22 protein-coding genes, 1 tRNA gene and 1 riboswitch are annotated in these 20,726 nt (G+C 46.4%); of the genes, 2 read left to right on the forward strand and 21 right to left on the reverse strand.

Annotation, left to right across the window (positions count from 1 at the left end; genetic code table 11):
- Positions 1-2: 2 nt before the first annotated feature.
- The 16 genes from QSJ37_RS03215 to QSJ37_RS03290 form a co-directional block, all read right to left on the reverse strand.
- The gene (locus tag QSJ37_RS03215) at positions 3-1,076 is read right to left on the reverse strand and encodes a cobalt-precorrin 5A hydrolase (RefSeq protein WP_285753648.1); all 1,074 of its coding nucleotides are present in this window, start codon (positions 1,074-1,076) and stop codon (positions 3-5) included.
- Positions 1,077-1,080: 4 nt separating this feature from the next.
- Entirely contained in the window at positions 1,081-1,851 is a 771-nt protein-coding gene (cobM, locus tag QSJ37_RS03220) for a precorrin-4 C(11)-methyltransferase (RefSeq protein ID WP_285753649.1), read from the reverse strand.
- On the reverse strand, positions 1,848-2,549 hold the full coding sequence (gene cobI / locus QSJ37_RS03225) for a precorrin-2 C(20)-methyltransferase (RefSeq protein ID WP_285753650.1): 702 nt from the start codon (positions 2,547-2,549) through the stop codon (positions 1,848-1,850). The genes cobM and cobI overlap by 4 nt, the downstream gene beginning before the upstream one ends.
- On the reverse strand, positions 2,546-3,751 hold the full coding sequence (gene cbiE / locus QSJ37_RS03230; RefSeq protein ID WP_285753652.1) for a precorrin-6y C5,15-methyltransferase (decarboxylating) subunit CbiE: 1,206 nt from the start codon (positions 3,749-3,751) through the stop codon (positions 2,546-2,548). Before cbiE ends, cobI begins: the two co-directional genes overlap by 4 nt.
- Positions 3,738-4,835, reverse strand: coding sequence for a cobalt-precorrin-5B (C(1))-methyltransferase (locus QSJ37_RS03235; protein ID WP_285753653.1), 1,098 nt, complete (start codon positions 4,833-4,835; stop codon positions 3,738-3,740). Before QSJ37_RS03235 ends, cbiE begins: the two co-directional genes overlap by 14 nt.
- Before the next feature lie 4 nt (positions 4,836-4,839).
- On the reverse strand, positions 4,840-5,487 hold the full coding sequence (locus tag QSJ37_RS03240) for a precorrin-8X methylmutase (RefSeq protein WP_285753656.1): 648 nt from the start codon (positions 5,485-5,487) through the stop codon (positions 4,840-4,842).
- A 17-nt stretch (positions 5,488-5,504) separates the two neighbouring features.
- Positions 5,505-6,272 (reverse strand): precorrin-6A reductase, encoded by a 768-nt coding sequence (gene cobK / locus QSJ37_RS03245; protein WP_285753658.1) that lies wholly within the window; start codon positions 6,270-6,272, stop codon positions 5,505-5,507.
- Between the two features lie 12 nt (positions 6,273-6,284).
- A complete protein-coding gene (locus tag QSJ37_RS03250; protein ID WP_285753660.1) occupies positions 6,285-7,112 on the reverse strand; it encodes a sirohydrochlorin chelatase in 828 nt (275 codons plus the stop codon).
- Positions 7,113-7,127: 15 nt separating this feature from the next.
- Positions 7,128-8,690: a precorrin-3B C(17)-methyltransferase gene (cobJ, locus tag QSJ37_RS03255; protein ID WP_285753662.1), complete on the reverse strand. Its 1,563-nt coding sequence runs from the start codon at positions 8,688-8,690 to the stop codon at positions 7,128-7,130.
- A 68-nt stretch (positions 8,691-8,758) separates the two neighbouring features.
- Entirely contained in the window at positions 8,759-9,604 is an 846-nt protein-coding gene (locus QSJ37_RS03260; protein WP_285753664.1) for an energy-coupling factor ABC transporter ATP-binding protein, read from the reverse strand.
- Positions 9,605-9,621: 17 nt separating this feature from the next.
- Positions 9,622-10,338 (reverse strand): cobalt ECF transporter T component CbiQ, encoded by a 717-nt coding sequence (gene cbiQ / locus QSJ37_RS03265; protein ID WP_285753666.1) that lies wholly within the window; start codon positions 10,336-10,338, stop codon positions 9,622-9,624.
- Positions 10,335-10,619 carry an energy-coupling factor ABC transporter substrate-binding protein gene (locus QSJ37_RS03270; RefSeq protein WP_285753667.1) on the reverse strand — a complete coding sequence of 95 codons (285 nt, stop codon included), beginning with the start codon at positions 10,617-10,619 and terminating at the stop codon, positions 10,335-10,337. Before QSJ37_RS03270 ends, cbiQ begins: the two co-directional genes overlap by 4 nt.
- A gap of 1 nt (position 10,620) precedes the next feature.
- Positions 10,621-11,361, reverse strand: a complete 741-nt coding sequence (locus QSJ37_RS03275; RefSeq protein WP_285753669.1) for an energy-coupling factor ABC transporter permease — start codon at positions 11,359-11,361, stop codon at positions 10,621-10,623.
- Positions 11,358-11,756, reverse strand: a complete 399-nt coding sequence (locus QSJ37_RS03280; RefSeq protein WP_285753671.1) for a (2Fe-2S) ferredoxin domain-containing protein — start codon at positions 11,754-11,756, stop codon at positions 11,358-11,360. Before QSJ37_RS03280 ends, QSJ37_RS03275 begins: the two co-directional genes overlap by 4 nt.
- Before the next feature lie 125 nt (positions 11,757-11,881).
- Positions 11,882-12,073, reverse strand: a riboswitch (cobalamin riboswitch).
- A 59-nt stretch (positions 12,074-12,132) separates the two neighbouring features.
- Complete coding sequence (gene rraA, locus QSJ37_RS03285) at positions 12,133-12,618, reverse strand: ribonuclease E activity regulator RraA (protein WP_285753673.1); 486 nt, start codon at positions 12,616-12,618, stop codon at positions 12,133-12,135.
- A gap of 104 nt (positions 12,619-12,722) precedes the next feature.
- Positions 12,723-12,794 (reverse strand) — tRNA-Gln (locus QSJ37_RS03290).
- Positions 12,795-13,229: 435 nt separating this feature from the next.
- Between QSJ37_RS03290 and QSJ37_RS03295 the strand changes: the two genes are divergently transcribed.
- Positions 13,230-15,434 carry a glycerophosphodiester phosphodiesterase family protein gene (locus tag QSJ37_RS03295; protein ID WP_285753675.1) on the forward strand — a complete coding sequence of 735 codons (2,205 nt, stop codon included), beginning with the start codon at positions 13,230-13,232 and terminating at the stop codon, positions 15,432-15,434.
- 116 nt (positions 15,435-15,550) lie between these two features.
- Here QSJ37_RS03295 and QSJ37_RS03300 read toward each other — a convergent pair whose 3' ends face one another.
- The 3 genes from QSJ37_RS03300 to QSJ37_RS03310 form a co-directional block, all read right to left on the reverse strand.
- Positions 15,551-15,673, reverse strand: a complete 123-nt coding sequence (locus QSJ37_RS03300) for a hypothetical protein (RefSeq protein ID WP_285753677.1) — start codon at positions 15,671-15,673, stop codon at positions 15,551-15,553.
- Positions 15,674-15,736: 63 nt separating this feature from the next.
- Positions 15,737-16,300 carry a hypothetical protein gene (locus QSJ37_RS03305; protein ID WP_285753679.1) on the reverse strand — a complete coding sequence of 188 codons (564 nt, stop codon included), beginning with the start codon at positions 16,298-16,300 and terminating at the stop codon, positions 15,737-15,739.
- A gap of 43 nt (positions 16,301-16,343) precedes the next feature.
- Positions 16,344-16,805, reverse strand: a complete 462-nt coding sequence (locus tag QSJ37_RS03310; protein WP_081188711.1) for a helix-turn-helix transcriptional regulator — start codon at positions 16,803-16,805, stop codon at positions 16,344-16,346.
- 161 nt (positions 16,806-16,966) lie between these two features.
- Between QSJ37_RS03310 and QSJ37_RS03315 the strand changes: the two genes are divergently transcribed.
- Complete coding sequence (locus QSJ37_RS03315) at positions 16,967-17,404, forward strand: GNAT family N-acetyltransferase (RefSeq protein WP_285753683.1); 438 nt, start codon at positions 16,967-16,969, stop codon at positions 17,402-17,404.
- A 144-nt stretch (positions 17,405-17,548) separates the two neighbouring features.
- Here QSJ37_RS03315 and QSJ37_RS03320 read toward each other — a convergent pair whose 3' ends face one another.
- Both QSJ37_RS03320 and QSJ37_RS03325 read right to left on the reverse strand, forming a co-directional pair.
- Positions 17,549-19,705 (reverse strand): DNA topoisomerase III, encoded by a 2,157-nt coding sequence (locus tag QSJ37_RS03320; RefSeq protein WP_285753685.1) that lies wholly within the window; start codon positions 19,703-19,705, stop codon positions 17,549-17,551.
- 30 nt (positions 19,706-19,735) lie between these two features.
- A complete protein-coding gene (locus QSJ37_RS03325) occupies positions 19,736-20,626 on the reverse strand; it encodes an aldo/keto reductase (RefSeq protein WP_285753687.1) in 891 nt (296 codons plus the stop codon).
- Positions 20,627-20,726: the final 100 nt, after the last annotated feature.

Genomic DNA, 20,726 nt, shown 5'->3' on the forward strand with positions numbered 1-20,726 from the left:
CCTTAATGGTGTAAAAGTGCCACGGAAATCGTGACATTGCCTGCTTTTTTCTTCACTAATTCCAATTTCTCTGCACCGCTATAAAGCTTCGCTGCTGGCTCGCTCACACCATAAGCTCCTGTATAGCGGTACACGGTTTCAGAAGGCTGTTCGATGTTTACTTGATTCAGTTGTTCAGGGGTATAATAGACGAATTCCCATCCGTATTTTCGCACCACTTCAAGCAGCCCTGGCTCGTCTTTTTTTAATTCGATCGTACATACCGCTTTCACACTTTTCATTGAAAAGCGCAACTCCTCTAATGTATCGCGAATGACGGCGTCAATTTCTTCCGCCGCTGTGCCGCGGTTGCAGCCGATACCGAGCACGATTACTTTTGGACGATACAAAACGCCGTTTTGTAAAATCGCTTCTTCCTCTTTCGTTAATAAACGATGAGTAACGACAAGCGCGGCGTCCGGTTTCGCCGCTAGCGCTTCATCAATCGAATGATAAATACGGATATTGTTTGGCAGCGGGGCATCATAGTTCCACCATTCTCGCTCCCCTGATTCCTGTACAATGGCGACATGTTGCTCATTGACGACGGCGGCGCTGACGGGAGTCAGCTTTTCGTCGGATTCCCACTCCCAGCCGAAGGAACGACCAAATAAATCAACGGCAATCGTTTTTTGTACGTCAGACGCAGTCGTAATGACGGGATGGGCATGTAAAATCTCCGCGACTTGCCGCGTCAGTTCGTTCGCTCCGCCAAGATGTCCGGAAAGAACGCTAATGACATGTTCCCCTTTATCATCAATAACGACAACCGCCGGATCGGTTTTTTTATCTTTTAATAGCGGTGCAATCATCCGCACGACCGCGCCAAGCGAAATAATGAGAATAAGCCCACGGTATGTTTGAAAAAGCGACGGCAATAATAACCGCACGTTTCCTTCAAACAAGCGAATGCCTTTTTCATCTTCGTCTCCTCTCGCAAACTTATTCGTATAATACACATGAGCGTTCGGAAGCTCCTCGCCGACGCAGCGGGCAATATCAACACCATGCTTCGTAATCGCAACAATCGCATACAACTCCTCACACCCCCTGTCGATATCCGTGTGTGAACGTTTTATCATACAGCTTCGAGCGATAGTCGCGCTCGATAATTGCAGGGTCTAACGCCCATCCTGCTAAAATGAGGGCGTGTTTTCGGATGCCGTTTGCGCGCATATCCTCATCGAGCGTGCCGACCGTCGAACGGACAATTTTTTGATCCGGCCATGTCGCTTTATACACAATCACGACGGGGGTATCATCGCTCCATCCCGCATCCCTTAGCGCCTTTGTTACTTTTTTCGTTAATGCAGCGCTTAAAAATAACGCTAATGTACAACGATGTTTTGCTAAATCTTCCAGTTTTTCTCTATTTGGAACCGGCGTCCGCCCTTCCGCCCGCGTTAAAATAACCGTCTGCGTTAAATCCGGAACGGTCAGCTCCGCTTGAACAGCCGCTGCCGCCGCAAATACCGAACTGACGCCAGGGACGATTTCCACTTCCACCCCTTGCTTTTTGAATAGCGCGATTTGTTCAAGCGTCGCTCCGTAAACAGATGGATCTCCCGTATGAATGCGCACGACTTTTTTTCCTTGCTTAAGCTGTTCTAACATCGCTTCAACCATTTGCTCTAAATGCATTCCTGCCGTATGAAATACTTCCGCTTCCGGCTTTCGATAGCGCTCGATCAGTTCGCCATTGACGAGCGAATCGGTGTAAAAAATTGCGTCCGCTTCCTGAAGCAGTTGCGCGCCTTTCACCGTAATCAAATCCGGAGCCCCCGGGCCCGCGCCAATAATATACAGCTTCACTTTCTCACCACCAATAACGTTAAATATTCCAACTCTACTCCTTCAAGCTGTTCGATATTCCAAATGATTTCTTCCTTTGACGTCACCTTTGTCACCACGGCAGCGTTTTGCAATAAATTTTGTTCGCGAAGAAGACGGATCATCATGCCCATCACTTTCGCCACTTTCAAAAAAACGACGCAATCATGGTCTCTAAGCGCCTTTTTCATTGCTTCATAGTCGTCGCGCGCTGGAATAATCGCCACCTGTTCATCCCCGTCAGCAAGCGGGATTTGCAGTCTCGCTGCCGCTGCGTTGACGGAGGAAACTCCCGGAACAATTTCAATCGTGACATTTGGATACCGCTCTTTCATGATTTTCATCAGATGGATGAACGTGCTATATAAAAGCGGATCTCCTTCCGTCACAAACGCGACATCTTTTCCTGCGCTTAGCTGTTCCCAAATCGCTTCTGCCGTCTCATTCCATTTTTCTGTTAACACATCCATATTTTTCGTCATTGGAAAGACGAGACCAATCATCTCTTTTTCCGCTGGAGAAAAATATGCTTCAATAATTTGTTGGGCATAGCTTTTGCTGCCGCGCTGTTTTTTCGGATAGGCAATGACATGCGCTTCTTTCAGGCGGCGAAACGCCTTCACCGTCAACAGCTCCGGGTCGCCCGGACCAACGCCGATGCCATACAATGTTCCGCTCATTCGTCTTCCTCCCTCTTTGCCGTAATGATATAAATCGGATTAAGCGCATCAAACCGCGTCAGCTCTAAAATCGGCTTACTTCTTGAGATTTGCGCGAGCGTAACGTCTACTTGAAAGCCGCGCTGCTTTAATCCTTCCACCGCCTGCGCCAGCGTTTCAACCGTAACTGCATTCACAACGATGCGTCCGTTCCGTTTCAAGCGCCGGCAGCAAACATCAAGAAGCGGCTCCATTTCTCCTGATGTTCCGCCAATAAAAATCGCATCCGGATCAGCAAATTCGTCTAAATGCTCAGGTGCTTTGCCGTGCACAAGCGTAATGTCAACGCGGAATTTTTTTAAGTTTTTCTTGCAAAATTCGATATCATGGGCATTTTTTTCAATCGCAAACACGGCGCCTTCGCGTGCGATTTTCGCCGCTTCAATCGCGACGGAACCGGTGCATGTGCCGATATCCCAAACGACGCTTTTAGCATGAAGACGGAGCGCGCTAATGCTTAACACGCGAATTTCTTTTTTCGTAATCAGTCCTTTCTCTGGTTTACGCTGCAAAAATTCGTCATCGTCAATTCCTAATGGCCACATCGGACCTTCTTTTGTTTTTTGTAAAATAACCACATTTAATGGAAAAAACTCGGCATCTGCCATCTCTTCTAATTCGAAAAAGCGGCACCGTTCATCTTGACTGCCAAGATTTTCTCCGACAAACGCACGGTATTCGGTCATTCCGTACGAAAGCAAATATTTCGCAATGGCATTAGGAGAATTCGTTTCATCTGTTAATATCGCTACTTTGTCGCATCCGTCAATGCGCTGGGCAAGTCCTTTCATGCTGCGGCCGTGGACGCTGATAAATTTGGCGTCCTGCCATTTTTCTCCCATTTTCGCAAACGCCCATTGAATCGAACTGACTGCTGGATACACTTCGATTGGCAGTTTGCTAGATAAATAGCTGCCGATTCCATAAAACATCGGATCACCAGACGCGACAATGACGGTGCGTTTCGTTTCATGGCGAAGCCGCTCGACAAGCTGTGATAGCCCTCCTCGAATCGTGAGCGTTTCTCCTTGATAATCAGGGAAAAAGGCTAAATGACGCTCTCCTCCGACCAATAACTCACTTTCATAAATCCAACGTTCATAAAGGCGCGGGAGGCTCGCTTTCCCATCGGCGCCAATGCCAATTAGTTTAATCGCCTGCATCGTTTCGTACCGCCTTTCCTAATAATTGACCGCCCATTGTGTATAGCGACGTTTCCACGGTCATGCCGCCGCCCACTTCACGTAACGCGGATAAACAACAATGGTCACATAATATTTCAAAAAAGCGCTCATTCCCTGCTTCCTGCATCATCTCGCCAACTTGTGATGCCGTATTGGCTTCGCGAACAGCGGCAACGAGTTCCGGCGAAGCTCCGGCTTGTTCAGCAATGGCTGCTAAAAACGAAAAATCAATGGGAGCGCTTTTCGAATGCACCATCATAATGCCTTGCGCCACTTTAGAAAATTTCCCCATCATCCCAACCATGGAAACGGTTCGGATGCCGAGCCGTTTGCATTGTTTCAGCGTAAAGCCGACAAAATCTCCCATTTCAATAAACGCTTCCTCAGGAAGATGAGGATATTGTCGCATCGCAAATTTTTCACTCCGTCCCCCCGTCGTAATCACAACATGGTCGCACCCGTTTGCCTTTGCCACTTGAATCGCCTGAATGATGCTTGCGCGGTAGGCGGACGTCGAAAAAGGAACGACAATGCCGCGCGTCCCTAAAATCGAAATGCCGCCGATAATGCCAAGGCGCGCGTTTAACGTTTTTTTGGCGATTTCTTCCCCGTTAGGAACGGAAATAATGACGTTCACTCCACGGGAAATGCCGTATTGTTCCAATACTTCGCGCGCTGTTTCGTGAATCATTTTCCGCGGGATTGGATTAATTGCCGCTTCGCCAACCTGCACCGGCAAGCCCGGTTTCGTGACGCGCCCTACCCCTTTTCCGCCATCTAAGTGAATGCCGGGTTGCTCCGCCCATGAGACGGTTGATACAATCGCCGCTCCATGCGTCGCATCAGGGTCATCCCCGCCATCTTTGATCACCGTTGCTTTCACCGACTCACCATAAATCTCGCACGCTTCGATCGCAAATGTCGCCCATCGTCCGACTGGCAAATAAATGGTTGCCTCCGTTTGTATGATGCCGGTAATAAGCGCCGTTAATGCCGCTTTCGTTGCCGCTGTGGCACACGCCCCTGTCGTATATCCCTCGCGTAACGTTTTTTTCGTTTCCATTCGTTTACCCTCGCTCTGCCAACAGTGACAGCGCGTTTAGCGCCGCCACTGTAATGGTGCTTCCTCCTTTTCGGCCGATATTTGTAATAAATGGAACATCCAATTTCGCCAATTCCGCTTTTGATTCCGCCGCCGACACAAACCCGACCGGCAGGCCGATCACTAATCCCGGACGTGCTTCTCCTTCTTTAATTAAACGAATTAATTCCAGCAATGCCGTTGGCGCGTTGCCAATGGCAAAAATCCCGCCTTCTGCCTCTTTAGCCGCTTTTCGCATCGCGACAATCGCTCTTGTCGTGTTGAGCCTTTTCGCCTCCGCAATGACATCTTCGTCGGAAATATACACTTTCACTTTGCCGCCAAACTTTTCAATGCGCGCTTTATTTACCCCGACTTGTACCATTTGCACATCAGCGACGACCGTTTTGCCACTGCGTATTGCTTCGATTCCCGCACGGACGGCATCAGGGTGAAACAACAAGCTTTTTCCAAGCTCAAAATCGGCAGAAGCATGAATGACGCGCTGTACAATCGGATATTGTTCTTTCGTAAAATGATGTTCACCAATTTCTTCATCAATGATTTGAAAACTTCTTTCTTCAATTTGTTGCGGTTGGACTGTAATCGGACGAAATTTCGTGCGAAAATCCATGGTAAAACCCCTTTCTTTCATGACTGTACCATTTGTTGTAATGCCTTAACGACATCGGAAAACTGGGAATACACTGTGCCATACTGAATCGATGGACGGCGGATGACCATCGTCTCAATCCCTAACTCTTGTGCGGCAGCGATTTTTTCATCGACAAACCCAACTTTTCCGCTTTCTTTCGTAATGAGCAACGTAACGCCAAAATGTTGGAAAAGCGCCTTATCGAGTTCTTTCGTAAACGGTCCTTGCATCGCAACAATATTTTCTTGCGGAAACTTGAGTTGTTCGCATTTCTCCATATTGTCTTTGCGCGGCAGCATGCGCGCAATCACGCGCGTATTCGGAAGTCCTAACAGCTTTTTCGCGAAAATGGATAACGTTTTGCTTCCGGTCGTTAGCATAATGACGCCTTGTTTTTTCGCAGCGAGCTCAGCTGCTTCTTCATAACTGTCAACAAACGTGACGCGTTCATAAGCAACGTGAGCCGCTTGCCGCTCGTAACGGATATACGGAACCCCCGCCTCTGCGGCAGCTTGCATCGCGTTTTTCGACGCTTCTTCGGCAAACGGATGGCTCGCGTCCACCACTGCTTTCGCTTTCTTTACGCGGATCAACTCCGCCAATTGTTCCGCCGTCAGCCGTCCAAGGTGCACCGCTAAGCCGGAAGCACGCAACTGATCCGCCGCATGTTCTGTAACAACCGTCGCTAACACATCATAGCCTGTTTGTTGGATGCAAAGCGCCAGCTTTCGGGCATCGCTCGTTCCCGCTAATACAATAATCATGCTTGTTCCCCCTTAATGATGATGGTGATGGTGATGATGCTCCGCAGCATGAAGCCGATATTGACACATATCACAGTTCATCATAACCGCCTTGCCAAGCGCTTCTTCTAATCTGTCAAGCACAATCGTTTTTAGCTTCGGATGAAATCCAAAGTAGCCTGCTAGCGCAAAATCGACTTGCGGATACTGAAAACGAAATTGTTTTACTTTTTCTTCCAAACGCTTGATAAGCACGCCGGTAAACAAAAAGTATGGCAAAACCACCACTTTCCGCGCCCCTAGCTTCACGCACCGTTCCACTCCATCTTCTAACGATGGCGTCGTTACTCCCATAAATGCTGGTTCTACAAGGAAATAGTTCGTTTGTTCCCAAAATAAGCGGGAAATTTTATATAAATCGCTGTTGGCATCCGGATCGCTTCCCCCGCGACCAAGCAACACTACCGCTGTTTCCGGATCAGGGCTTTCTATATTTTCACCGATTTCTTGTAATCTCGTTTTTAAGATCGAAAACGTTTGCTCATGAATGCCAATTGGTCGGCCATAGATGAACGCCACATGCGGATAATGCTTCTTTGCTTCATCGATCTCCGCTGGAATATGCAGCTTCGAATGGCCCGCTGCCAGCAAAATAATCGGAATAACGATAATCTCGCGAGCCCCGGCATCGACACAACGGTCAATCCCTTCGCGAATCGTTGGCAGTCCAAATTCTAAAAAACTCGTTTCGACATATAAGGATGCTGCAATGTGCGGTTTTAGCTGCTCGACAAACTGCCGGACTTGGTCGTTTCCTTCCGGGTCACGGCTACCGTGCCCGACAAATAATACTGCTTTCATTCATTTTCTTCCCCCTTATTCACCACAAGCAGGCACTTCGATTTTTGCCTCTTGCTTCGCTTCTTGATTCACAAACCCGCCGACTTGTTTCACTCGCTTAAAAAACTTATGAAACCGTTCGTTCGGGTGCGCGCGTTCCTTATATTCTTGAATAATGCGGGTGACAACGGACACAATCTCGCCAGGCGGAATTCCTTCAGCGACAAGTTGCCCAGGATGTGCGTTTCTTCCGACCGTTTTTCCTCCTAAAAATAAGTCGAATGCTCCTTTCCGATAGACGATTCCGATATCTTCCCGCACCGCTCCGTAACATGCCATGCCGCAGCCGTTTACACCAAGCTTCAATTCTTTCGGAAGCGCCATTCCGCCAAGCTGATCGTATAACTCTTCCGCGTATGGAATCGCGTCTTTTTTCTCCCCGTCGCAAAAATCACACGCTTTCACCGTCAGTACATCACCAACAGGGGCAACGGTCAGTCCCGCTTCTTTCAGTCTAGCGATGATACGGTCTGGATCAGAAGCAGGCACTTCCAGCTTCAAATAATGATCCGGGGTATACATCATCGTTCCGTCTTCGCCGACGATGTCAGCTAGTACCATCATTTGTTTTGGCGTAAAATTTTTGTTCGCTACTCCTGGGCTAACTGCGATTTCGAAAATCGCCGGCGCAAACGTCGTGGTGTCTTGGTGGCCAATCGCCAATGTTTGCAACGCTTCTTCTGCCATTTCTCTTACCGGTTCTCGTTTCGTTTGATCAAGCGCCCACGGTTCCGCTTCTTTGCGAAGCCGTTCATGTGGTTTCAGCGGCTGTTCGGAGGCGCTTAATGTATATTTTCGTTGGTATCCACGTGGTGTGATCATCAGCCCGTCGTATACAAACGTCGAAGAATTGCCGATAATGACAGTCGTTAACATTCCGATATCATAATCGAGCATATGCGCTAAATCCGTCAATACGATATGTTGCCGCGCGCGATAAGCGCTTTTCACTAATCCGACCGGAGTATTTGGCGAGCGATAACGCAAAAGAATACGCTGCGCTTCGACAATTTGACGCGTGCGTCGTCCGCTTTTTGGATTATATAGAGCGATGACAAAATCGGCAGCGGCCGCCGCTTCAATGCGCTTTTCAATAAGCGCCCACGGCGTTAGGTGATCGCTTAAGCTAATGGTGCACGCATCATGCATAATCGGCGCACCTAAAAGAGCGGCACACGAGTTAATGGCAGAAATGCCTGGGATGACTTCCACCTCGATATCGCTTTCTCGCGTCCAGCCTTTTTCAATGAGCACCTCATACACAAGCCCTGCCATTCCGTACACGCCCGCGTCCCCGCTTGAAATGACGGCGACCGTTTTTCCGCGTTCCGCCCATTTCACCGCCTCTTGAGCGCGGCTTACTTCTTCCGTCATTCCAGTACTAATCACTTGTTTATTGCCAATTAAATCCGCAACTAGGTCAATGTATGTTTTATAACCGATAATAATATCGCTTTCTTCAATCGCTTCCCGCGCTCGCTTTGTCATATGTTCTTCGCTACCTGGACCAAATCCGACAATCAGCAATTTCCCTTTCATTGTCTCACCTCAATTTCCATCTTCCTTGTCCATGTTAACTGGGCTCATTTGTCGAAAAAACTTGAACACTATATCACTTTTTCACTAATATAGAGGCTTGTATGCTCATTCATTCTCATCCATTGTTTCATTTCTTCCACATTCCGCGGGATGCGTGTCTCGTGTGGAAACAACGTTTTCCATACAGAAGCAAGCAGCGGAACACCAAGACGCCATTTTTGCAATTGATGCTGTCTAGCAAATACGTCTTGCGGCGATCCTTGCATGACAATTTGTCCGTCATGCATGACAAATACGATATCCGCCCACTCTAAGACAAAATCAAAATCATGAGTAGCGATCAAAACCGTCGTGCCAGCTCGATGAATATCGTTGATCTTCTCGACAAACCTCTCGATTTGCAGGCGGTCTAAATACGCTGTCGGCTCATCGAGAACTAATAATTTCGGGTTCATCACCATTACGGCGGCAAGCGTCAGCCATTTTTTTTGGCCAAGACTTAAATGATGAACGGGCTTGTCCAACCATGGACGCAATCCAAACTCGTCCAGCGCTTTTTCAATGAGCTCGTCCATCTCATGTTTTTTCATTCCTAAATGGTGCAGGCCAAACGCCAGCTCATCACGTACCAACGGCGCCACAAGCTGGTGTTCCGGATTTTGAAAAACGATGCCGACCTCTTTCCGCCATTTTTGCAATGTTGGACGCCGATAATCCATCTTCTCTCCATTCCAATAGATGTCGCCAGAGTCGGGCCGCAACAGCCCGTTCGCATGTAAAAATAACGTTGTCTTGCCGCATCCATTATGACCGATAAGCGCGCATTTTTTTCCACTGGGAACATGAAGGCTTAATCCTTTTAACACGCATGGTCCGTTCGGATACGTATAATATACTTCGTCCATTTTCAACATCGCCTGCTACCCTCCTATCATCCAAGCCATAGAAGCAAACTTATGCCGATGGCTGCTTCCCACAGATAACGTTTATTTTTTTCGTTATATGTTTCCACATGAACATAGACAATTTCATTGGAAACTCCGCGTGCCCATAAAGCAAGGCGCAACGCTTCATAGGAATGCCATATTTTCTGAAAAAGCTGGAACACCAACATCCCGCCATGCCGCCAATGGCTTCCTCCATTTCTTGCTTTCATTGCTACGTATAGATCTTCTGCTGCTTTCTCGAAAACAAATACAAACCGATACGTAAAAAATAACAACTCAATGATGATGGATGGTACTTTCATTCGCTTGAGCACATACAACATCTCTGGAAACGGGGTAGTCACTAGCAGGAAAAATAAACAAGACCACGCTGCGACCGAACGAGATAGTAAAGACATCACAGTGGAAATTTGCGAACGATCAATAGAAACATGAAAAGAACTGTCAATGGAAACAAGCAAAGCTGGAAAACTGACCATCAGAAACAATGCCACGACTCCGAGTGTTTTGGCGTACACTTTCCACGAAACACGAGCATACCCGATAATCCATGCGGCAAGCCAAATCGTCATCATTACTTGCATTTTCCAACTACCTATCATGGCCATCATTAATAATATGAACGCAAATATCACTTTTTGTTCAGGACGTATTGTCCGCAGGCGGTTATTGTAAGCAATGGTGTCAAACTGCCGGATCATTTTGTTTCCTCTCTTCGGTTCGCCCGGCCTTTATAGACGCCGATAATGTAGCCAATAATTCCAGCGCCGATTGCCGCCTGCACAGAAAACAGCAACGTTTCCACCTCTCCGCCCGGCGGCTCAAATATGGTTTCCATCCAAGGTTGATAATGAGGAGCGATCTTTTGAATCATTTTTTCCGCCTGGCCATCCGCGCCGCCAAAATCAGAGTGACGAATGAACAATAACGGCGCTACTACCAGTAAAACAGCAATAGCAAGAAGAAAAAGACTTCTCTTCATATTACACTCCCCTCTCTAACTGATTTAGTTCGCGGCTGCTGTAAGTGGTTAAGAAATTCCAAACGACGACCGTAAGCAGCCCTTCTGTAATCGCCAGTGGTATTTGCGTGACAGCAAAAATGCCGGCAAATTTGGCAAACGAAGCGAAAACCCCGCCTGACGCGTCCGGAAACGCCAACGCTAATTGCAATGAAGTGACAACATATGTGGCCAAATCAGAGAAAAATGCGGCAAAAAATATCGTCCAACGCCGCGGTATATTCCACTTTTTCCCGAAACGATAAATGCCATACGCCACAATCGGGCCAATGACCGCCATGGACATGGCATTCGCTCCTAATGTCGTCAATCCGCCATGTGCCAGCAATAACGCTTGAAACAGCAATACGATGCTTCCCATCACCACCATCGTCCATGGACCAAACAGCACCGCGCCGAGCCCCACCCCCGTTGGATGTGAGCTGCTTCCAGTAACGGATGGAATTTTTAAGGCGGACAGCACAAACGCAAATGCCCCCGACAGCGCAATGAGCAGCTTTAGTTCCGGACGCTCACGAGTAATACGAATAAGTGAACGCATACCGATGATCAAAAACGGCAAAAACACAAGCCACCAAAAAATCGCCCATCCAACTGGCAAAAATCCTTCCATAATATGCATCGCAAATGCCGATGAATTTTCAGAGAAAGTAAAATAGACAACTAGGCCAAAAAGGAAAAGGGCGGATTTCCATTTTCTCATGCTTTCGTTCCTCCCGTTGCTTTACATAATTTCGAGATTCCTAGAGGGGCGTTTGATTGTTTTGACATCATCAATCCTTGTTTCTCTTCATAACGGTACGTTATCATTTCTTCCAACCATTCCCCATCTCGCAAATGCCTTCGCACAAGCTCCCTTCCTTTTTCCGGCGTCACACCGTTGTACCATACGCCTTCAGGGTAAACGATGACTACACACGCGTCTTGGCAACGACCATTGCAGCGAGTCCGCGTCGTATGTACAATGCCATCTAACTCCAGCATCGCGATTTCTTCGCGGATGGCAAGCGTTACTTCTTCTCCCCCTTTACGAATGCAGCTGCCTCCATTGCAAATCAGCACATGATGTTTCATTCCGATTAAGTTCCATGTTGTCATGTTAAATCTCTCCTTTTTTGCAAAATAAAAAGCACCTCTATACGCAGAGGTGCAGAAAAATGCATACAAATATAGCAAAAAAAGTATACCATTCTCCCGCACGTCTACCTATAATCCCGTAGGTATCCGTCCGAACAAATAAGGCAGGTCTCCTGACTTAGGATCATCGCTTTATTGCGCCTTCCCGAAGTTTCCTTCAGTGACATTATGCAACAAAGCTCCCCATCACAGTGGCGGGTACCGTGACGGATTTTCACCGTACTTCCCTTTTAAGCCTATTCTCTAATGAGAAAGGCACCTTATTTGTTTGGCATATAATGTCGATTTTTCAAAGAACATTTCTGTTATTCATAGTAGTACAAATTTTCAAATATCGTCAACCACTTTTTTTCAATAAGCCCGTTTTCGCCAATACAATCCCGTCTTGATCAGCGTACACATAGGCGCCTGGCTCCCAACGAACGCCGCCAAATTCGAGCGCAACGTCCCGTTTTCCCTTTCCTTCTTTTTTGCTTTTCACCGGGCAAGTGCCAATCGCCATCACCCCAAGCGGCATATTGGCGATTTCTGCGGAATCGCGAATGCATCCGTGAATAATCACCCCGGCAAGCCCGCGCTCACAAGCGATCTGGGCAAGACGGTCTCCGAGCAGCGCGCAATTTCGCGAACCTTTTCCGTCTACGACCAATACGGTGCCCGCTGGAACAGTTTCGAGCGCCTCACGAACGAGCACATTATCTTCAAATACATCGACCGTCGCGATTGGTCCGGAAAATTCCGCTTTGCCGCCGTAAGATTGCATCGGCAGCTGGCATACTTGCAATTCGCTTAAAAATTCATCGCATAAATCAGCTGTTTTCATCACAATCTCCTCCTTGCTATGTCTTATATTTGACATCCTTTGTCAAAAATCCTTCTTTTTCAACAAAAAAAAACAGACAAGCGACATTGCTTGTCTGTTAGAGACTGGGCTAGCTGGATTCGAACCAGCGCATCACGGAGTCAAAGTCCGTTGCCTTACCGCTTGGCTATAGCCCAATATTATCATGTTCTTGCCAAACTGTTTATGAGATGATTTGTACATTTGTAGTATATCCAGAAGTTTTTGTCTCTATGTATAAAAACATCTAAGTTTCATCCGCTTTTCATTTTTTACTCATTTCAGTATGGGCAAAATCCTTTTTTCAAATAATATATTTATCTTGATGTAGTTGGCAGATCATTAAAAACGTTTGGCCGTTACAAAATAGGACCACACTTTTCCTTAATAAACAACCGTGCTTTGTTCGTGGACATTATCCTGGCATTTTTCTCAATAAAGTACAATCAAAACGCTTGATAGCGTATGTTTTTTAATCATAATTTTTTTATTTTTACAGTTTTTTAAACTTAATTCCATATTCACTTTACCCTTATTTTTTACAATAACCATGTCGAAAGAAACCCATTTTAGAACGGGAGAGTGAAGAATCAGTGAAAAAATCAACAAAAATCGGTTTGTCTCTTTCTATGTCGTTAGGATTGCTGGCCACCTATTTTTCGACAGAAGCCAGTGCTGCTGAACAGAACCGCCATCCATCCACATTGCAGCCTATCGTCGAGAACGTCGAAGTCATCGCCCACCGCGGCGCTTCCGGCTATGCACCTGAACATACATTGGTTGCGTATGAAAAAGCCATTCAGATGAAAGCGGATTATGTAGAGTTAGATTTGCATATGACGAAAGATGGGGAATTGGTTGCGATTCATGATTCCACATTAACAAGAACAACGAACGTGGAAGAAGTGTATCCCAACCGTGCCCCTTGGAAGGTAAAAGACTTTACGCTTGCCGAAATCAAACGGCTGGATGCTGGATCTTGGTTTAATCAGACACATCCTGAATACGCCAAAAAACAGTATGCACAAGAGAAAATTCCAACCCTTCAAGAAGTCATTGACTTCATTAAAAAGAAAGATCGCAAAGTAGCTCTGTACATAGAAACGAAGGACCCGGATGTATATCCAGGAATGGAAGAAAAACTGGTCGATATATTAAAAAAGAACGGATATTTAAAAAAAGGAAAAGTAATTTTCCAATCATTCAGCGAAGCAAGCTTAAGAAAACTGCAGGAAATCGTTCCAGAGGACATTCCGCTTATCCAGCTTTTTAGCCCCAAAATGATTCAACGCAAAAATCTTGACGATGTCTTTAACCGAACGGCCGAATACGCAGAAGGAGTTGGGCCGGATTACTCTCTCGTTACCCCAACATTGATGCAGGAAGCCCACGAACGCAACATGATCGTCCATCCGTATACGGTGGATACACAAGACAAAATGATCGAACAATTATCTCTGGGCGTTGACGGCATGTTTACAGACTATCCCGATAAATTAGTAGAATTAAACAAAAAACCTTATATTTCCCATGGAATAGCAAGCGGGGAAGTAACGGATACTTCCGCCGTATTATGGGCACGGACAAACAAACCTGCAACCGTACAATTTGAAATTTCCGAAAATGCGTCCATTCAACACAAAATAATAAAAAAGGCCAAAGCGGTTTCGAAACACGATTTCACCGTACAGGTAAATGTAACAGGATTGAAACCGGACACCACCTATTACTATCGCGCACAGGCTCTTCCAGGCTCTTATCAAGTAACAGGAAGTTTCAAAACAGCCCCAACGTCCAATGACATAAAGCCCCTCACAATCGTCTGGGGTGGTGACACAGGAGGCCAGGGGAAAATTCCTCCATTTCGTTCTTTTGCGGCAATGGCAGAATTGAAACCAGATTTCTTCTTATTCAGTGGAGATACGATTTACGCGGATAATGCGACTCCGGCGGTTCCAGCCCCGCCGTCAAAAAACATCGAAGACTTCTGGGCAAAATATAAGGAAAACCGCACAGATCCCAACTTGCGAAAGCTGCTTCAATCAACAAGTGTTTATGCGATTTGGGATGATCACGAGGTCACCAATGATTTTTCTGGACCGATTGAGCCCCTCACTTCGACGGGATTTCGGGCGTTCACCGATTATTGGCCGATGTTAACAGAGCGGAGTACATCCGGCAAGCTTTATCATAAATTTTCATGGGGAAATACGCTCGATTTGTTCATCTTAAATAATCGCGGCTACCGTGATCCTAATACACAGCCGGACAGCCATGAAAAAACGATGCTTGGTAAAGAGCAATTGGAATGGTTAAAACGGGAGTTGGCCAATTCGGATGCTCAAGTCAAGCTTATTGCTTCTTCCGTTCCTATTTCGATTCCAACAGGAAAACCGCATGCGCGTGATGGATGGGCAAACGGCAACCATATCGATCCAAATGACCAAACTGGATATGAGCATGAATTTGCTAAACTTTCTACATTTATTACAGACAACAAGATAAAGAACGTCTATTTTGTCACAGCCGATGTGCATTTTGCGGATATCATCGAATACGATCCTGACCATAACGGAACCATCGATTATCGAGAACTGATAAGTGGACCGATTGGGGCCGCGATGGGCCAGCCGTCAGCGCTTGACCCTACATTTGGACCGAAGCGATTGTATGCCGAGGGAGGATTTTTTAATTTCGGTGTGATCAAAATTAATCCAGAACGCAAACAAATAACTACCGAAATTCGCGATGAAAATGGACGCGTCCATTTTCATATCGACTTTCCAATTGAACCGTAATAATCACATTATATAAACAAAGCTGAAGCAAAGGGGGGCGTTTACTTTTGCTTCAGCCTCTTTTTTTCGCTGCTGTCCTCTCCCAATATGCTTGCCAAAACACGTTCCATCTTCGCTTATTTGTTGCTCGATCGTAAACTATCTTGAAAGAAAACATGTCCTCCCGCCCCATCAATCGTTAAGCGCTCCGATGACGTCATCGTAATCATAAGGCGATACAAAAGTTCAGGTTTCAACAAAAGGATATCTCCGCCGCCATTAAGATTGGGAAACCACCTATTGTGGACGATATCATCATGTCCTTATTTCTGCAGGCGTGTTTGGACAACATAGAGAAATACGATAAAGCCAATCACGAAAATGACGGTCATATAAAGAAAGAATTGATTCCATCCATCTTCCTGCAACTCTTCCGCAGCTATGCGCTGCGTCGGCGGCTTTCCTTTTCCAAACGCTTCGATGTCCGCCTGGGCGAGCGACAACGGTTTTGTAAGTGAACAAATTCCTGTGACCCAGTCCGTATCGTCGTACGCATATACAAGATACTCTTTTCCAACTTCAAACGGATACCCGCAATCTCCCCCACCGAAGCCGGTGTACACGACAACATGTGTTTCATTTATCCCTTTCCACGTACGATCGACCGAAAAAACAACCGCGCGCTGCGAAACTGGCTCTCTGATTTCTGGTTCTTTTCTCGTTGTTTCATAAATACGAACGACCTTCCCAGAAAACACCGCGTCACTTTTCGTAAACTCTTCCGACGGAAAACGTGGCGGGACGCAGTCACACGCATACGTCCGCGCTCCCCCATACAGGCAAAAAAGGACAGCAATGCCAAGAACCCAACACCAGCATCGTTTCATTAAACCACCTTTTTTATATTAGTCGCATCAAAAGGGCAGGTGGTTACGCATTAGCCCCTTTCGCGAGTTCCTCGAGCCGCTTTAACGCTTCCTCCTTATCGAAAGAACTGTACCATCGATCATTGTACACATCTAAAATGCGGTAATGCTTGCTGATAATGTTTTGCTGAAGGCGAAACGGACCCATCCGCTTAATTTCTCTCCACCATACTTTTCCGCCGAGAGTCTTTCCTTTTGGCGCATCAATTTCTTCATGTGCGATCGTTTCAATCACTTCAAGCGGGCTATCGCCAAGCACCGATTCGATAATTTCGCTATCACGAAATAGCGCGCATAGCGCGACGACTTGCGTCCAGTTCGCCTGCGTCCGCCCTTTTTCAATTTGCACGAGCGTTTTTTTCGAAATCCCTAACACTTCCGCCATCTTATCTTGCGTATATCCTTTTTCAACGCGAATTAACTTCATTTTGCTGGAGAGAAGATCGATTACTTCTTGTTTATCCATTGTTCTCCCTTCTTTTGTTTACGTAATATAATTACTGTTACTTAAAAAATTTACCTTACAAGTGTAATCTTACAATTTTGGGATCTATTCGTAAATATGCTAATTGCCATTTTCTAGTTTTATCAATTATAATGACAAAAAAATATGAGGGGGAAACGAACTTGCTGCAAATCGTACAATACAAAAACGGACCGTTCCTGCTTTCTACCGATCCAGCGTTTGTGCAAATCGACCGCGTCTGTGAGTTTCTCGCCCGCTCCTATTGGGCAAATACAAGGGATCGCGCGACGATTATAAAGTCTCTCGAACATTCCTTATGCTTTTCGCTGTTTTACGAACAGACGCAAATCGGATTAGCGCGAGTCATTACCGATGGAGCGACCTTTGCCTATTTGTGCGATGTCTTTATTGATGAGGAATTCCGCGGGCAGGGGCTTGGCAAATGGCTCGTGGAATGTGTGTTGCAGCACCCTGATATCACTTCGGTAAGACGCATTTTATTAGCGACGAAAGACGCGCATGGCTTGTATCAGCAGTTTGGATTTCAACCGCCAATGCAGCCCGAGCGGCTAATGGAAAAAATAAACCCGCAGGCATAAAACGATCTCATCAATGATACGGCATGAGCGCCGTATTCCTAGCTCATGCCGTAATCTTTTAGCAATATTTTTGGCCTTATTGTTTCTTAATCGCACCTCCTTTCTTTCATCCATAAAGAAGGAGATGCATGATAAGAGGAAAGTTTATTTTTTTACAAACGAAAACGAAATCTTTTTCTCCTTGTCGTCCCACACCAAAACGGCGTCAAACGTTTTCTCTCCTTTTTTAAACCCTTTGATGACGTTCGTTTTCCCATGCTGCAAAAGCTTTTTTACATTGGCTTGCGAAATCGTTTTGCCAAGAATTCTTTTTGAAATCGTAAATGAGCATTTCGTCTTGGCATAATTGGCGCAGCCATAAAACTCGCCTTTGTCAATGACCGTTCCGCCGCATAATTTGCAGATGCCGACTGGTTTTCCTAACGTCGCTTTCGATGTGGTGCGCTGAATTGATGCCGTATCGAATCCGGCAAAGTTCCAGTGCTGCGACGAGGCAAGCGCGTCTTCGACGATTTTTTTCGATAATTTTTTTACTTGCTCCATAAAATGGGCCGCTGACGCCTTCCCTTCGCCGATTTCGCTTAGACGCTGCTCCCATTTCGCCGTCATTTCCGGAGAGGCTAAAATTTTATCGCCAATCGCTTCGATGAGCACTTTCGCTTTATCGGTCGCATATACTTGATTTTTCTTTACTTCGATATAATTTCGCTCTTTCAGCGTCGTAATGATGGCGGCGCGCGTCGCTTCCGTGCCAAGACCTTCCGTTTTGGCGAGCACTTTTTCCAATTCTTCGTTATCTAAAAATTTCCCCGCCGTTTTCATCAGTGTAATCAGCTGACCTTCCGTATACCGCTTTGGCGGCTGGGTCTTTCCTTCTTTTATACGAACGTCCAGCACATCGCCTTGTTCGCCTTCACGGAGCGAGGGAAGAATCGCTTCCTCGTCCTCTTCCCGCTGGATGATGACTTTCCGCCATCCTTCCTGGATTTGCTGCTTTCCTTTCGAAATAAACCGGGCGCGTCCATCAACAAGCGTGATAACGGTCGTATAGTCAAACACCGCCGCTTCGTAATGAGCGGCAATGAGACGCCGCACAACCAAATCGTAAATTTTCCGCTCATCCGCCGATAATTTCGCCGGATCGGCCACTTGCTCCGTCGGAATGATGGCATAGTGGTCGGTCACCTTTTTTTCATTGACATAACGTTTATTATGTAAAATGGACGTGTTCGGCAACGGAAAAAACGGTTGATACTCCGGAAACGCCCGCAATTTTTGCAAAATGTCCGGAAATGTTTCCGCTTCTCCTTTGGTCACATAGTTCGAATCAGAACGCGGATACGACACGACTCCTTTTTGATACAATTTCTGCAAAATATCGAGCGTCTTTTTTGGGGAAAATTGGTACATCTTATTGGCTGTTGCCTGCAAGGAGGACAAGTTGAATAACAATGGCGGATGAAACGTTTTTCTTTCCGTTTGAACCTCTTTTACTTCGGCCGACTTGTTTCGGCAAAACTGCGCGATTTTTTGCGCCAGCAACTCCTCCTTGATACGCGTTTCCCCTTTTTCGCTCACCCATTTCCCTTCGTATTGCTTGCCATCAATGTGAAACTTCGCCACCACTTCCCAAAACGGTTCGGGACAAAACTGCTCGATTTCCTTTTCCCGTTTCACGATGAACGCGAGTGTCGGCGTTTGCACTCTTCCTACAGAAAAGACATCATTCATCCCTTTTTGCTTCAGCAAAATGCTGTAAACACGAGAAGCGTTCATCCCGACAAGCCAATCGGCACAGGCACGCGCGTATGCTTCTTCATATAAATTTCTTGTTTCGGCTTCATCTAACAGCTGGCGGAATCCTTCGTAAATCGCTTTTGGCGTTAACGACGAAAGCCAAAGCCGTTTCATCGGCTTTTTCACACCGCTCATTTGAATAATATTGCGGACGATCAATTCCCCTTCTCTTCCAGCGTCACCGGCATGGATAATTTCCGTCACTTCCGGTTTGCGAAGCAGTTCTTTCACAATCGCAAACTGTTTTGCTTTCGCTTTTTCCACTTCATATTGAAAACGCTCCGGAATGATCGGCAGCGTCTCGAGCTTCCATTGTTTCCATTCCGGACGATACCGTTCGGGCGGAACGAGCTGAAGAAGATGCCCGATCGCCCATGTCATATACGCTCCTTTCGGGAACAACTCATTTGGAAAAATTTCAATATATCCTTGATGTTTTTTCGTCTGAAAAATCGACGCCAATGTGGCGCCTTGATCTGGTTTTTCGGCGATAATCACTTTCATGATGAATTACTCCTTGTTGTTCGTTGTGGATTACGGCACTTCATGTCCCATCGAGCTTTGCAAAATGTCAAACCACTGCTCGCGGCGAAGCGGCAGCATAAGTGCGCTCACCGCACGAATAATGCGCTCTTTTTTGCCGGAACCGACAATCGGCATCATCCGCGCTGGATGGACAAGCAGCCACGCATATAGCACTTCATCGATTGTTTCCGCACTAAGCTCGTTTCTAATTCGTTCAAGCGTCGCACGCAGGCGCACCGCTTTATCGTCTGTCGCGGTAAATAGTTTCCCGCCCGCTAGCGGAGACCACACCATCGGCGGAACCCGCTTTTCCAAGCATAAATCGATCGTACCGTCTTCGATATTTTCCAAACAGTAAGCTGACACCTCGATTTGGTTGGTCACGAGCGGAAAATCTAAGTATGACTGCAACATGTTGAATTGTGAACGTTTAAAGTTGGACACACCAAAATGGCGTACTTTCCCTTCTTTTTTCAGCTGGGTGAACGCCTCTGCCACCTCTTCCGGATTCATAAATGGGTCCGGACGATGAATAAGCAGCACGTCAATGTAGTCGGTGTGGAAATTTTTTAGCGATTGATGGACGGACGCGATAATGTGCTCCTTACTTGTATCATAATGCTTCAAGCCGTATTTCGACGCAAGTTTAATCCCGCATTTTGTAACAATTTCGATTTGTCCGCGCAAGCTTGGCTTGAGCGCCAATGCTTCGCCAAACAATGCCTCGCATGTATAATTCCCGTAAATATCAGCATGGTCAAACGTCGTAATTCCTTGTTCGAGGCAAAATTCAATAAGATCAAGTATCTGTTCTTTGGAATAATTCCACTCCGCTAGTCTCCATGATCCGTGAATAATGCGGGAGAAGGTTAAATCTTCTGCTAAACGTATTCTCTCCACAAAGGCCCCTCCTCTTCTTTATCGTACACATATACATTCCACATCGTTTCCGCCACTCCTTTCCTTGCATCGAGTAATCTTTTCGTTTTTGCGCATACTA

It is taken from the genome of Parageobacillus sp. G301, assembly GCF_030268025.1.
Taxonomy (GTDB): domain Bacteria; phylum Bacillota; class Bacilli; order Bacillales; family Anoxybacillaceae; genus Parageobacillus_B; species Parageobacillus_B toebii.

What these genes read in the sequence shown, in the direction of transcription:
- QSJ37_RS03320 (WP_285753685.1), bottom strand. Translation starts at nt 19,705, where the DNA reads ATGAAAGTGATTATCGCCGAAAAACCAGATCAAGGCGCCACATTGGCG.
- cobI (WP_285753650.1), bottom strand. Translation starts at nt 2,549, where the DNA reads ATGAGCGGAACATTGTATGGCATCGGCGTTGGTCCGGGCGACCCGGAG.
- rraA (WP_285753673.1), bottom strand. Translation starts at nt 12,618, where the DNA reads ATGAAAACAGCTGATTTATGCGATGAATTTTTAAGCGAATTGCAAGTA.
- QSJ37_RS03275 (WP_285753669.1), bottom strand. Translation starts at nt 11,361, where the DNA reads ATGAGAAAATGGAAATCCGCCCTTTTCCTTTTTGGCCTAGTTGTCTAT.
- QSJ37_RS03240 (WP_285753656.1), bottom strand. Translation starts at nt 5,487, where the DNA reads ATGGATTTTCGCACGAAATTTCGTCCGATTACAGTCCAACCGCAACAA.
- QSJ37_RS03270 (WP_285753667.1), bottom strand. Translation starts at nt 10,619, where the DNA reads ATGAAGAGAAGTCTTTTTCTTCTTGCTATTGCTGTTTTACTGGTAGTA.
- cbiE (WP_285753652.1), bottom strand. Translation starts at nt 3,751, where the DNA reads ATGCAGGCGATTAAACTAATTGGCATTGGCGCCGATGGGAAAGCGAGC.
- QSJ37_RS03260 (WP_285753664.1), bottom strand. Translation starts at nt 9,604, where the DNA reads ATGTTGAAAATGGACGAAGTATATTATACGTATCCGAACGGACCATGC.
- cbiQ (WP_285753666.1), bottom strand. Translation starts at nt 10,338, where the DNA reads ATGATCCGGCAGTTTGACACCATTGCTTACAATAACCGCCTGCGGACA.
- cobJ (WP_285753662.1), bottom strand. Translation starts at nt 8,690, where the DNA reads ATGAAAGGGAAATTGCTGATTGTCGGATTTGGTCCAGGTAGCGAAGAA.
- QSJ37_RS03280 (WP_285753671.1), bottom strand. Translation starts at nt 11,756, where the DNA reads ATGACAACATGGAACTTAATCGGAATGAAACATCATGTGCTGATTTGC.
- QSJ37_RS03305 (WP_285753679.1), bottom strand. Translation starts at nt 16,300, where the DNA reads ATGAAACGATGCTGGTGTTGGGTTCTTGGCATTGCTGTCCTTTTTTGC.
- QSJ37_RS03235 (WP_285753653.1), bottom strand. Translation starts at nt 4,835, where the DNA reads ATGGAAACGAAAAAAACGTTACGCGAGGGATATACGACAGGGGCGTGT.
- cobK (WP_285753658.1), bottom strand. Translation starts at nt 6,272, where the DNA reads ATGATTATTGTATTAGCGGGAACGAGCGATGCCCGAAAGCTGGCGCTT.
- QSJ37_RS03310 (WP_081188711.1), bottom strand. Translation starts at nt 16,805, where the DNA reads ATGGATAAACAAGAAGTAATCGATCTTCTCTCCAGCAAAATGAAGTTA.
- QSJ37_RS03250 (WP_285753660.1), bottom strand. Translation starts at nt 7,112, where the DNA reads ATGAAAGCAGTATTATTTGTCGGGCACGGTAGCCGTGACCCGGAAGGA.